The following is a 12,112-nucleotide window of genomic DNA, read 5'->3' on the forward strand; positions in this document are numbered from 1 at the left end:
AGATAATTTTGGTTTAATTGGTTTGAAATAAAAATTTTCTTTGATGGTTAATTTTCTTAATTCCTTTAAAATAAAATCGTAAATTGCATCTAGGTTATTCATAACGTATTAGATTGATAGTCAATACAATATACGAAATTTTCGTATTATGAGTAACCTTTTTTATAATGCACTACGGGTTAAGAAGATATAATAGAATATATTTTATTTGAAAACCAAAATTGATATTATGTCTCATGATTTTAAGGATGCATATAGATGGAATATGTATGTTGAAATTAAACAGAAATACTAGTTTCTTGCTTATATTTAATTCAATTATTATGATATCTAAGTATTTTTAAATAACTAAAAGTTCTTAGCTATATTGGTAATGATGTATAATTAATCCGGAAAATCAAGATCTTCCGGATTGTTATTTTAAAGTGAAAATTGAAACTTATTATTTAGGACTATTTATTTCAAAGTAAATTTTACTTTTGTTTTGATGTTATCGGAAGCGTTTCCAATCAAAGCTTCGAAATCTCCAGGCTCAGCAACCCAAGCGTGTTTGTCTGCGTCAAAAAAGCTTAGAGCAGCTTTGTCAACTGTGATGCTGACTTCTTTTTCTTCACCAGGGTTTAAGAATACTTTTTCAAAACCTTTCAGTTCTTTGGTAGGACGTGGAAGAGAAGACTTCAAATCGGAGATATAAAGTTGAGCGACTTCAGCACCTGCTTTTTTTCCTGTGTTTTTTATAGTGAAAGTAAATGTGATTTTATCATCTTGCGATATGCTCGTTTTATCTGCTTTAGCTTTACCAAACTCAAAAGTCGTATAACTTAAACCGTGTCCGAAACTGAAAAGCGGTTTGATATGTTTTGTGTCGTGCCAACGGTAACCTACGAAGATACCTTCATTATAAGTGATGTTGATAGGATTTTTTTGATCTTTCCCTTTTCCGGCTGCTAATTCCTCTTTGTTTCCAGGATATTCTCCTAATTGATGGGCAGAATTATCTTCCAATTTTACAGGGAAAGTGAAAGGTAATTTACCAGAAGGGTTGGCATCACCTGCTAAAACTGATGCTAAAGAATTACCAGCTTCCGAACCTAGATACCAAGATTCTACAATAGCAGGAACATCCTTAATCCAAGGCATGGCAACAGCATTTCCTGAAACCAGTACAACAGCTAGATTTTTATTAGCTTTTGCCAAGGCTGAGATTACGTTATCTTGGTTGTACGGCAATCCATAACTTTTTCTGTCAATCCCTTCTGCATCTTGGTAATCGGCTTTATTGAGTCCTCCAACAAAGATGACGAAGTCAGATTTTTTAGCTAATTCTACAGCTTCATTTAGGATAGCATCTGCCGAACGGTCATCTTTTAAGTCCTGACCAGATTTCACACCGTTGTATTCGCCGCCTGGATCACCTACATAGCCTCTGGCATATTTCACTTCAGCTTGCTTTCCGAAACGAGATTTGATACCGTCGAGAGGTAGCGTTTCATATTTTACTTTTAAGGAAGAAGAACCACCGCCGACAGTCATCATTTTGATGGCATTTTCACCGATAACAGCAATAGTTTTAACTTTATTAAGGTTGATCGGTAAAATGTTGTTTTGATTTTTAAGAAGTACAATGCCTTCTTCGCCTACTTGTTTAGCAACTGCTTTATGATCTTCAGAGGCTACATTCCCGAAAGGCTTGTTCTTGTTCATGGTGGTTTTGTAAGCCAGATTCAGGATGCGCGTTACTTTGTCATCCAATTCTTTTGTGCCTACTTTTCCGGATTTAATTAAATCCAAATAAGGCTTAGCCAGATAGTAATTATCATAAGCGTTACTAGTACCGGCAGATAAGCCATTGGTCCAGCTTCCGAACTCCATGTCTAGTCCGTTGTGGATGGCTTGTTCGGTATTGTTGACTGCGCCCCAATCCGAGACTACAACACCTTTGTAACCCCATTCGCCTTTCAGAATATCATTTAATAGATATTGGTTTTGGCTGGCGTATTGACCTTTGTACATATCGTATGCACCCATTATGGTCCAAGAGTCACCTTCTGTAACTGCCGCTTTGAATGGTGGAAGATAGAGCTCGTATAAGGCTCTGTCATCTACTTTCACATTACTGGTGTGGCGGAATGTTTCCTGGTTGTTCAGTGCATAATGTTTTACAGATGTTGCAACACCATTAGACTGCACCCCTTGTATGTAAGGAACTACCATTTTGGAAGTCAGGAAAGGATCTTCACCCATGTATTCAAAATTCCTACCGTTGAGTGGGGTTCTGTAGATGTTGACACCAGGCCCTAAAAGGATATCTTTTTTACGGTAACGCGCTTCTTCTCCCAAAGCTTTTCCGTAGTTCCAGGACATTTTTTTGTTCCAAGTAGCAGATAATGCTGTTAAAGCCGGGTAGGCGATGATAGAGTCATTGGTCCAGCCGGCTTGATCCCATTCGTCCCATTTTACTTCTGCACGTACACCGTGAGGGCCATCTGTAGTCCAGAATTCTGGGATTCCTAATCTTGGAACACCTGCGGAACTGAATTTGGATTGGGCGTGGAGCATTGCCACTTTTTCCTCCAGAGTCATACGGGAGAGGGCATCTTTCACTCTTTCTGCTACAGGTTTGGTATCATCCAGATAGATAGGTGTAGATTTGGTTTGAGCTGTAGAAGCGGTATATGAGAGCGTTAGAATACTAAGAAAAACGATTTTCTTTAACATAAAATTTATTTAGTGGTTCTTCACAAATATAATAAAAACTTCATTATCTCATAATGAGAAAATACAAGTTATTGATTCATATCCTATTAATATAGCTTGAAGCTATGAAAATGAATGGCTTAGCCGAGTTTAATATTAATGGTAGTCTGTTTTTTTAATGATTATGGTATTTTGTTTTTCATTAAATTTGAGAATCAACCACTATAAAAACTATTAATGTTCTATCGATTTCGATTTCTCATTGCCGGCTTACTAATTTTGGTTTTTGCCTCTTGTTTTGGTCTCCTATATGTTTCTTTATCAGACAAAGCTCAGCCTATTACTTACAATACGCCTAAGAATGACCTTAATGGTGTTTATTGCATTTATGAAGGGAAAGTTTATGCCATGATACCGAGTAATGGTTATTATGAAGTGATGGGTGCGGATGCTAAGACCTTTAAGACTTTTACTGATCATTTTCAGGATGCCCATATTGGTTGGGATGCTAATCATGTTTATGCTGGGAATATCATTCTTGAAGGGCTAGATCCCAATAAAATAAAAGCGTTGTCTAATAACTACTATACAGATGGCACTATTACTTATTTCTGTGCCAGACACTCAGAGCGTAATCAGGAACTAGGCACTCTGACAGAGGTAATGCAATTGGTAGGGCATAGTATAGGTATTGCCGAGAAACCCCAGACCTATTGGTACCCATTCATAGAACTTCCCAAGAATCAACTTTATACATCTAAAAGAGGATTTGATATTGTGGGTCATACTCAACATGCTTTTTTCAGGGGATTGGTCATGCCAAAAGCAGATCCTAAGTCTATCCGCCCGCTTAGCATCCGTTATATGGATAGAGATATGCGAGAGAGTACTAGTTACTTTACTGATGGTAAGCACGTGTATTACCAAAACCTGTTGCTGCCTGTTGCTTATAATGCCAGTTTGTTTCAGGTGGGGATAGAAGGTGATGTACCATCCAGAACTGCTTATCTCATCGATGATCTGCACGGAATGGTTTATGCTGATGGACATGGTTTTGACGAGTCTGCTGCGCCTTACAAAATGCTGAGTGCTAATCTGAAACATGCCAGTCAAGCATTGTTCAGCAGTAGAAAAGGTATCTATTTCTATGACCCTGAATCTGAAAAGGTGAAACGTGCTGGCGATAATCCGTTTGTGGATAACCAGTTTAAGCTATTAGCACCGGATGTTTTTGTGAGTGGTGATAAGTTATTTCCTAAAGGCTTCAGAACATTGGGGCAGAAAAACAGGGTTGGGTAGCCGATCTACCCATCTGATGGTGTTGGAAGATGTTTCTGCAATCGGTTTGAAAAAGTTGGATAACGGTGGAAATCCTTACACTAATCTCTGGCAGACAGCGAATCGCTATTTTTATTTTGATCGCTTTGGTAGTTCCAATCTGATGTCGTCTGGAGTGTATGAAATCAAGGATTGGGCTACAGCCAGAGAGATGCTGATGAGCACCGAATTTTATCATGATGATATCCAGAAGCTGAGTCGCTCGGGAGCATTGATAGTGCCAGAAAGTGATAGTGTTGTAGCTTCTAGTGTTTCTTATGATAGCGATTGGTATCTGCCTTATCTGTTGATTTTGGGCGGTGCAGGAGTTGCTTTTTTGGTAAGTTACTTATTACGTAACAAAAAAATAGCTCCATTTCTTATAGAAGACGGTTATTTGATTTTCAATAGTCTTAACTTTAAAAAATATAGGATTAAGGATATTGAGAAAGTGATGTTTTCTGTTGTTAAATCCAATTACCGAACGACCAGTGGTTATGTAGGTAAAATGCAAATTGTGCTAAAAAATGGTACAAAGAGTATGCGTCTTCGTTTCTCTACCAGATTGACTTTGCAGTCAGAGTCTGAATCTACGGTTACAGCTTATATAGAGGAATTGCAAGATCAGTTGGAGAAAGAAGGGGTGAAGACGGCGTTGGTGAGGTAGATGTATGTTGTTTGATGTATGGCGGTGGTTTGGATTGTGAATTAGATATTATCTGTTGTATTTGTTTGATGAAATGGTAATGATTTTGGTTGATTTTAATATTGTTTTGAATTTAATGATTTATTTTGATATCTTTATTAAAAAATAATACCTAATGAAAACAGATCTGTTTTTTGAGATTCTAAATATATCTTATCATCCATTATTCTGTTGAGTTATGTCAATGTTTTTTACTTTTTGTATAATCAATCCAACTGAATTATGATACATGAACACAATGGGATTGCGATCTCACTTTATTCTCTTAAGGCTCTGCGAATGGAACTTTCTGGTGAAGGTGGTTTTTTGATTTTTGAGTTTGATAATGCACTGGTTCGTTTAGAAAATGATGAGACGGGGAAATGGGTGGAGCGGTCTTATCGTAATGAGCCCTTGAGCCAGTTTTATGATGATGTTCTGGACTTGCAAGAGAGTTTTGATGCCTGGATTGGAGTATGGAATAATTTTGTGACGCAGGTAAGCACCTCTGAATAGTGCAGTGACTGGAAGTTTGTGATCTAGGTTTTTGAGAATGGTTTACAGGCTTTAACGCTTATGAAGTGCTTGTTTGCATAAGGTAGTATTGTTATTAATCTTTATAATCCTTTATTTAATTATGATTTATCAACATGGTGGTATTGCGCTCAATCTTTTCAGACTGAAAGCAATTAAGAAGCAAGTAACAGGGAGAGACGGTTATCTTATTTTTGAGTTTCATAATATGGTACGTGTTTCGGAAACGAGTCATAACAGCAATGTTTGGGAGGAGAATTCTTATGAAAATGCGCCAGTTAGCCAATATTATGATAATCTTGCGGATCTGGAGTTGTATTATGAGGAATGGGTTAACACGTGGAGCTTGTGGACAGAATTTGTGGTGAATCTTGAAATGCCTATCGATTTTGAACCTAATAGCTTGTGAAATCCTATTTTTATATGGTGCTGAGTAGGACATATTATGGAGATACTTAGTGATTAAAATTGGTAATGCTATGGCTGTATTTGTGGCATAGCGATGTGATGACTGCCCTCTATTAACCATAAAAAACACCCTTATCTTGAGGGTGTTTCTTGTTTTTGAATGGGTTTTTCTAGAGCAGTGTTACAGATCCTACATAGACAGAATTGGATACCTGTGTAAGAAGATTGTCGCAAAAGGCAATGTAAACGTGTACTTCTTTTCCAGATGCATTGGGAGGAAGGGTGAGCGTGGTTTCTGTTTCGGATCTTTTGATCTGAGTCTGGAAGAAAATAGTATTGGCTTCCCCTTCTATGGCGCAAAGGATCTGTGCGAGGTCTGACTCTCTGTCTAAGTTGCCAGCAGAATTGTTGTACCACTCCAGTGAGAGTTGCTGAGCTACCGGAGATGCAATGGCTGTGGGGATGGGTTCTAAAAGATTGCCTTTTGCAAACTGAATCTCGTTGTAACTGATGTTGATCTGGTTTTGCAGATAATCTAGTTTGAAGGCTAAGAGGAGGTTTGCCATGGCTTGGTTGAATTGGGAAGTCATCCCGAAATGATGCCCAAAGAACTGCGATGCGAATGCTTTGTAGGCGCCCATAAATGTGTAGGTGTCTTTCATTCTTTTTTTGACCAGATCTTGTTTTAAAGAACTTTGTTTGCCACTCTTTTTTGGACGGATTTTGAGTACTTCGATACCGTTAACATTCGCTACTACAAGTCTGCCAGTGCGTCCTCTGGAACCACTAAGCAATGAGTCGTCTAATTTTGACATAATAAATAATTTTATTTGTTTGTGATGTAAAGGTATATCGCAGAAAGGAGGGTTTGGGAGGTGTTGCCGAAAAGTGCATTGATTTGCCGAATTTTGCTGCATTTTGCCGATTGTGTAGTATTTCTGTACCTATTCCGTACCTTTTCTATACCTTTTCTGTACCTATTCTGTACCTTTTCTGGGGAGTTTGTTCGGAGTTTGTGGGGAGTTTGGATACCTTTTGATGGGGCAGTTGGTTTTGTTTTAGGAAGGGTTCTCGATAGATTTTCTCCACTGCGTTGCGAAAACACTCGAACTGACGAGAGGTTTGTTTCATGTGCTTGTAAAGTTTTAGGAAGGGTTCTCGATAGATTTTCTCCACTGCGTTGCGAAAACACTCGAATTGACGAGAGGTTTGTTTCTTAAGTTTGTAAATTAGGTATTTATACGTAATTTTTATTGATGGATTCTGTTTAACTTGCTTTACTTTTAAACACTGCTATATGGAAATTAATTTTTTAAATTCTCAAGATTTTGTGAGAAAACTAATTGAGTACCTAGAAAACATGATGAATGATGCTGAAAATTTTTTAAAATTTTTGCTTGATGAAAGTCAGATTATGTTTTTGGATGATGTGTGTCAAATGCTGCGTGTCTCTGTAAGGAGCATGAGCAATTATCGAAAAAAGGGCCTAATCAATGGGATCCAGCTGAATGGTAATGTGATTTTTATCAAGCCACTGCTGATGTTGGATCTTCTGAAACAGTATTATGTTCAGAATTATGGACCTTACAAGGGATGAGTGTTTTGGTTGAATTTTTTGGAAAAGTCTTTCTGTGGAGAGGCTTTTTTTTAGTTATGTAATTTTTAGTTATTTAGTTATTTAGTTACTTAGTTATTTAGTTGTTTAGTTATTTAGTTGTTTGGTTTTTAGATTTTTATGGGGGAATTTGTATATTTGAATTACTGGGTATGTAGGTGTTAAGAAAAAAACTATTTTAAAATAGTTGTGAAAATCTAAGAACCTGTTTAAAAATTAATTAAAATCACATAGTCAGATAGAAAATTATAATTTTAAGTGCGGGAAAGTAAAAATAGAAGTATACTATTTTCTTCTTTATTTTCAGAAGAACTATGTGTCTATGTGGTTTTAAAGTTATGTATAATATCAATTTAAATAGGTTTTAGATGTATTGGTAATAGATTTTTGTTAAAGATTACAAACTTGTCGATAGATGTTTGGTTTAATTCGGACTATTGGAGGTGAGTTATGTGTACTAAAATGGATAAAGGTTTATATAAAATAATTAGTTATGATCGCATCTTATAAAGGATTAGCCGTTTCGTTGTCTTCTTTGAAGGCTATAAAAAGTGAAATATCTGGAGAGGGAGGTTTTCTGCTTTTTGAATTTAATAATGTTTTGATAGAATTGGATGATCCAGATAACCGGCAAGAAGATATAGATTTTTTGTCTTTCCGGAATGAACCAGTGACACAGTATTTTGATGATGTTTTGGATCTAAAGGAAAGTTTTTCTTGGTGGGTAAAGGCGTGGAATAGTTATGAATTGAAAGATGAGGATTCTAATGATACGTTTTATGATGGTTTGGGCAGTTGATTAGTTAGTATTTAATTTAAAAAAAATGTTATGATATACGAGCACGATGGATTGGCTTTGAATCTTTTTCAGATAAAAGCGATTAAAAAAGAGCGCAGAAAAAAGGGAGGTGTACTTGTTTTTGAATTTTACAATACGATTATGAATGTTGAAACAAGTCTAAACAGTGGTGTGTGGGAGAAGCAGTCTTTTCCGAATGCGAGTGTAAGCCAAAATTTTGATGATAGTGATAATCTTGAAATTGCGTATTATGAATGGGTAGGGCTATGGCAGGGTTTCTGTGATTGTGTACAACGAGGCCAGATCAATATCTGGCGGGAACAGCACGGTGTAGAGAACTTGTATGAGTGAGCCCTTATATAATTAAATGGATTAAGCGGAATTGTTTCCGATGCAAAAGGGATTGGTTTTGCTTTTTATTTTTTTGATGAAAATTGCTTTAAGAAAGGGAAATCGTAATCTTTGAATAGGGATTTTGGTTATATTTGAGAGTTAAACATAAAACAACTCATTATACAGTATAAAACTGTTGATCAAGAAAAGATATAATGGCAACGAAAACAGCTGCAAAAACTAAAAGTACCGAAGAAATCCTGTGGGATTCTGCCAATAAATTAAGAGGTTCTGTAGAGCCTTCCGAATACAAACACGTAGTGTTGAGTCTCATCTTCCTCAAGTTTGCGAATGACAAATTTCTGAGAAGAAGACAGGAACTCATCAACGAACACAAAGAAGCATTCTTAGATATTCCCGAATTTTATCAGGCGGAAAATGTGTTTTATCTTCCTGAAGAATCGCGCTGGACTTTCATTATGGAAAATGCCAAGCAGGAAAATATTACCCTAATTGTAGATTCTGCCCTGAAAACCATTGAGCGTACCAACAAATCTCTGGAAGGCGCGTTGCCCGATAATTATTTTTCCCGTCTTGGGCTGGATCAGTCTAAGTTCTCTGCTTTGTTGGATACCATTAACAATATTGATACCCTGAAAGACGAGGCACACGATATCGTAGGTCGCGTTTATGAATATTTCCTGAGCAAATTTGCCATTGCCGAAGGGAAAGGAAAAGGGGAATTCTACACGCCAAAATCCATTGTTAATCTGATTGCTGAAATGATAGAGCCGTACAAGGGGAAAATCTATGACCCTTCCTGTGGTTCGGGCGGGATGTTTGTACAGTCGCTGAAGTTTATTGAAAAACATAAAGGAAACAAAAAAGATATTTCTATCTACGGTCAGGAGCTTACCAATACCACCTACAAATTGGCTAAGATGAACCTCGCCATCCGTGGGATTTCTTCTAATCTGGGGAACAAAGCAGCAGATACTTTTGGCGACGACCAGCACAAAGATCTGAAAGCCGACTACATAATGGCGAACCCGCCTTTTAATTTAAAAGACTGGCGTGCCGACAGCGAACTGACTACCGACCCAAGATGGGCAGGTTATGAAGTACCCCCAAAATCCAATGCCAACTATGCGTGGATTCTGAATATGATTTCTAAACTCTCTCAGAATGGCGTTGCCGGATTTATTTTGGCAAATGGTGCTTTGAGTGGTGGTGGCGAAGAATATAAAATAAGGAAACAGATTATTGAAAATGATTTGGTTGAAGCCATTGTAATTTTACCGCAAAGTATGTTTTATTCTACCGATATTTCGGTAACACTTTGGATTCTGAACCGCAATAAAAATGAGCGAACTTTTGAAGTGAACGATGGTGTAAAAAATTACCGTGACCGAAAAGGCGAAGTGCTGTTTATGGATCTTCGACAGAAAGGTGAACCATTTGAAAAGAAATATATTCAGTTTGGTGAGGAAGAGATTACGGCTATTGCTACCGATTATCATAACTGGCAACAGAAAAACTGGAAAGTAACCTATCAGGATATACCAGAATATTCTTACAGTGCGACTCTGGAGGACATCCGCAAAAAAGATTATTCTTTAGTGCCGAGTAAATATATAGAATTCGTCAACCGTGATGAAAGTCTGGATTATGATGAGCAGATGCAAAGTTTACAGACCGATTTGAAAGATTTATTTGAGCAGGAAAGCCAATTGAAAGAAGAGGTTTCCAATGTTTTTAAAACTTTGGGTTATGAGTTATAGGAGATTGGGTGATATGGTCAAATTTATCAGTAACAAAAATACTGATGGAAATGCAACAGTATTATTTGGGATTAATATTGATAAATTCTTTATGCCTTCGGTGGCAAATATTATTGGTGTTGACCTAAAGAAATATAAAGTTGTAGGGAAATACCAATTTGCCTGTAACCGAATGCACGTTGGTCGTGATGAAAGATTGCCTATTTCGATGTCAACTTTTGATTATGATTTTATTGTTTCTCCCGCGTATGATGTTTTTGAAGTTATAACTTCTGACGTTTTGCCAGAATATCTGATGTTATGGTTTAGACGTAAAGAATTTGACAGACAATGTTGGTTCTACACCGATGCGGATGTAAGAGGAGGACTTCATTTAGAGGCTTTGAAGTCTATTGAAATAAAAGTTCCTTCCATAGAAGAACAGCGACAAATTGTAGCGCAATACCAAAGCATAGCCAACAAAATAAAAGTGAACGAGCAGATTTGCGAAAAACTGGAAGCGACTGCGCAGGCTTTGTATAAACATTGGTTTGTGGATTTTGAAAGCGTTAATGTCACTACTTTGCAAGATTACATAATTACAAATCCTACTTTAAGTTTAAAGAAAGGAGATATTGCAAATTACACAGAAATGAGTGATTTATCAGCAAATAAACTATCCATTACAAAACCTATTAAAAGAGAATACAATGGCGGATCAAGATTTCAAAATGATGATACCTTATTAGCTAGAATAACCCCTTGTTTAGAGAATGGAAAAACAGGATTTGTTAATTTTTTGAGTAATGATGAGATAGGATTTGGATCCACGGAATTCATTGTAATACGACCAAAGTCATTTGTTAGTCCCTTCTGGATATATTGTTTATGTAAAGATGCAGATTTTAGAGCATTTGCAATTAGTAGTATGATTGGTTCTTCCGGTAGACAAAGAGTTCACGAATCTTATCTACTGAAATATAAATATTCAATTATTAATGAAGATATGATGAATAAGTTTCATAAATCTTCTACTGTAATTTTCGAAGAAGTAAAATTATTAAATAATCAAAACCAAAAACTCACACAACTGCAAAGTTTGTTGTTGTCACGGTTGGCGGTTGGGGAGGAAGAAAAGAGAAAGATAACGGTATAAGGGCGAATTGCGATTCGCCCCGACGTAAACTGAAAAAAAATGCAACATTACAATCCCCAAAAACACCATCGCCGATCGATACGTTTGCAAGGTTATGATTATAGCCAGGAAGGATTGTATTTTATCACGATTTGTTGTCAGGACAGGGCATATTTGTTTGGGGAAATTGTAGATGGAGAAATGATATTGAACAGCTATGGAGAAATAGCACAAAAAGAATGGCTAAACACTAGTGAAATAAGAGATAATGTCGTTATGCACGAATTTGTCGTAATGCCTAACCATTTTCATTCCATCATAGAAATAAAATTTCAAAAAGGAAATAATGAGATTGGGAAATTTCAATCGCCATCGCAAACGGTGGGAGCTATTATCAGAGGATATAAAATCGCAGCGATTAAAAAAATAAAAGATAATATTTTAGATATGGGCGAAAAAATAAATGATAGTACGGGCGAAAAATCGATGGAAAGTAAGGGCGAATTGCAATTCGCCCCAACTGCCCCAACCGCCCCAACCGAGAAGATAAAAGAATTAGATTTTAAGATTTGGCAAAGGAATTATTATGAGCATATCATTAGAAACGAACAGGCTTACGAAAGAATATCTGACTACATTAGAGATAATCCGAAACGCTGGAAAGAGGATAAATTTTATGGAATAAGAAATAAAACTAGTGATAACCAAGATTAACAGACAAGTTAAAAATGAAATTAAAACAAAAAAATAATCGGCATTCAAAAAGATAAATTTTCGATGTAAACTTTTTTACACTGAGATATCGAAAATCACTTATTGTACGAATAAA

The 12,112-nt window shown here is 36.5% G+C and carries 12 protein-coding genes and 1 pseudogene; 10 read left to right on the forward strand and 3 right to left on the reverse strand.

Going from position 1 to position 12,112, the window contains the following annotated elements; all coding sequences use genetic code 11:
* A pseudogene (locus DRF58_RS19240) lies at positions 1-102 on the reverse strand (IS982 family transposase); the annotation flags it as partial.
* A gap of 354 nt (positions 103-456) precedes the next feature.
* The gene (locus DRF58_RS10860) at positions 457-2,718 is read right to left on the reverse strand and encodes a glycoside hydrolase family 3 C-terminal domain-containing protein (RefSeq protein WP_116035389.1); all 2,262 of its coding nucleotides are present in this window, start codon (positions 2,716-2,718) and stop codon (positions 457-459) included.
* Positions 2,719-2,934: 216 nt separating this feature from the next.
* On the opposite strand from DRF58_RS10860, the gene DRF58_RS10865 reads away from it, so the two are divergent.
* From DRF58_RS10865 to DRF58_RS10880, 4 genes are all read left to right on the forward strand, one after another.
* The gene (locus DRF58_RS10865) at positions 2,935-3,996 is read left to right on the forward strand and encodes a DKNYY domain-containing protein (protein WP_116035390.1); all 1,062 of its coding nucleotides are present in this window, start codon (positions 2,935-2,937) and stop codon (positions 3,994-3,996) included.
* Positions 3,989-4,681 (forward strand): hypothetical protein, encoded by a 693-nt coding sequence (locus DRF58_RS10870; protein ID WP_123902393.1) that lies wholly within the window; start codon positions 3,989-3,991, stop codon positions 4,679-4,681. The genes DRF58_RS10865 and DRF58_RS10870 overlap by 8 nt, the downstream gene beginning before the upstream one ends.
* A gap of 261 nt (positions 4,682-4,942) precedes the next feature.
* Entirely contained in the window at positions 4,943-5,215 is a 273-nt protein-coding gene (locus DRF58_RS10875) for a hypothetical protein (RefSeq protein ID WP_116035393.1), read from the forward strand.
* Between the two features lie 121 nt (positions 5,216-5,336).
* Positions 5,337-5,642 (forward strand): hypothetical protein, encoded by a 306-nt coding sequence (locus DRF58_RS10880; protein ID WP_116035395.1) that lies wholly within the window; start codon positions 5,337-5,339, stop codon positions 5,640-5,642.
* A 169-nt stretch (positions 5,643-5,811) separates the two neighbouring features.
* Here DRF58_RS10880 and DRF58_RS18725 read toward each other — a convergent pair whose 3' ends face one another.
* On the reverse strand, positions 5,812-6,558 hold the full coding sequence (locus DRF58_RS18725) for a DUF6266 family protein (protein WP_317124862.1): 747 nt from the start codon (positions 6,556-6,558) through the stop codon (positions 5,812-5,814).
* Positions 6,559-6,971: 413 nt separating this feature from the next.
* Between DRF58_RS18725 and DRF58_RS10890 the strand changes: the two genes are divergently transcribed.
* From DRF58_RS10890 to DRF58_RS10915, 6 genes are all read left to right on the forward strand, one after another.
* A complete protein-coding gene (locus tag DRF58_RS10890; RefSeq protein ID WP_123902395.1) occupies positions 6,972-7,238 on the forward strand; it encodes a MerR family transcriptional regulator in 267 nt (88 codons plus the stop codon).
* 511 nt (positions 7,239-7,749) lie between these two features.
* Positions 7,750-8,055 (forward strand): hypothetical protein, encoded by a 306-nt coding sequence (locus DRF58_RS10895; RefSeq protein WP_116035401.1) that lies wholly within the window; start codon positions 7,750-7,752, stop codon positions 8,053-8,055.
* Positions 8,056-8,085: 30 nt separating this feature from the next.
* The gene (locus DRF58_RS10900; RefSeq protein WP_116035403.1) at positions 8,086-8,406 is read left to right on the forward strand and encodes a hypothetical protein; all 321 of its coding nucleotides are present in this window, start codon (positions 8,086-8,088) and stop codon (positions 8,404-8,406) included.
* Positions 8,407-8,603: 197 nt separating this feature from the next.
* Positions 8,604-10,169: a type I restriction-modification system subunit M gene (locus DRF58_RS10905; protein ID WP_116035404.1), complete on the forward strand. Its 1,566-nt coding sequence runs from the start codon at positions 8,604-8,606 to the stop codon at positions 10,167-10,169.
* Entirely contained in the window at positions 10,159-11,304 is a 1,146-nt protein-coding gene (locus DRF58_RS10910; protein ID WP_116035477.1) for a restriction endonuclease subunit S, read from the forward strand. The genes DRF58_RS10905 and DRF58_RS10910 overlap by 11 nt, the downstream gene beginning before the upstream one ends.
* 39 nt (positions 11,305-11,343) lie before the next feature.
* On the forward strand, positions 11,344-11,997 hold the full coding sequence (locus tag DRF58_RS10915) for a transposase (RefSeq protein WP_116035406.1): 654 nt from the start codon (positions 11,344-11,346) through the stop codon (positions 11,995-11,997).
* The last annotated feature ends 115 nt before the right edge of the window (positions 11,998-12,112 follow it).

This window comes from Epilithonimonas hispanica, assembly GCF_003385395.1.
In the GTDB taxonomy this organism is placed as follows: Bacteria; Bacteroidota; Bacteroidia; order Flavobacteriales; family Weeksellaceae; genus Epilithonimonas; species Epilithonimonas hispanica.

What these genes read in the sequence shown, in the direction of transcription:
- DRF58_RS10860 (WP_116035389.1), bottom strand. Translation starts at nt 2,718, where the DNA reads ATGTTAAAGAAAATCGTTTTTCTTAGTATTCTAACGCTCTCATATACC.
- DRF58_RS10865 (WP_116035390.1), top strand. Translation starts at nt 2,935, where the DNA reads ATGTTCTATCGATTTCGATTTCTCATTGCCGGCTTACTAATTTTGGTT.
- DRF58_RS10875 (WP_116035393.1), top strand. Translation starts at nt 4,943, where the DNA reads ATGATACATGAACACAATGGGATTGCGATCTCACTTTATTCTCTTAAG.
- DRF58_RS10880 (WP_116035395.1), top strand. Translation starts at nt 5,337, where the DNA reads ATGATTTATCAACATGGTGGTATTGCGCTCAATCTTTTCAGACTGAAA.
- DRF58_RS18725 (WP_317124862.1), bottom strand. Translation starts at nt 6,558, where the DNA reads ATGCAGCAAAATTCGGCAAATCAATGCACTTTTCGGCAACACCTCCCA.
- DRF58_RS10895 (WP_116035401.1), top strand. Translation starts at nt 7,750, where the DNA reads ATGATCGCATCTTATAAAGGATTAGCCGTTTCGTTGTCTTCTTTGAAG.
- DRF58_RS10900 (WP_116035403.1), top strand. Translation starts at nt 8,086, where the DNA reads ATGATATACGAGCACGATGGATTGGCTTTGAATCTTTTTCAGATAAAA.
- DRF58_RS10905 (WP_116035404.1), top strand. Translation starts at nt 8,604, where the DNA reads ATGGCAACGAAAACAGCTGCAAAAACTAAAAGTACCGAAGAAATCCTG.
- DRF58_RS10910 (WP_116035477.1), top strand. Translation starts at nt 10,159, where the DNA reads ATGAGTTATAGGAGATTGGGTGATATGGTCAAATTTATCAGTAACAAA.
- DRF58_RS10915 (WP_116035406.1), top strand. Translation starts at nt 11,344, where the DNA reads ATGCAACATTACAATCCCCAAAAACACCATCGCCGATCGATACGTTTG.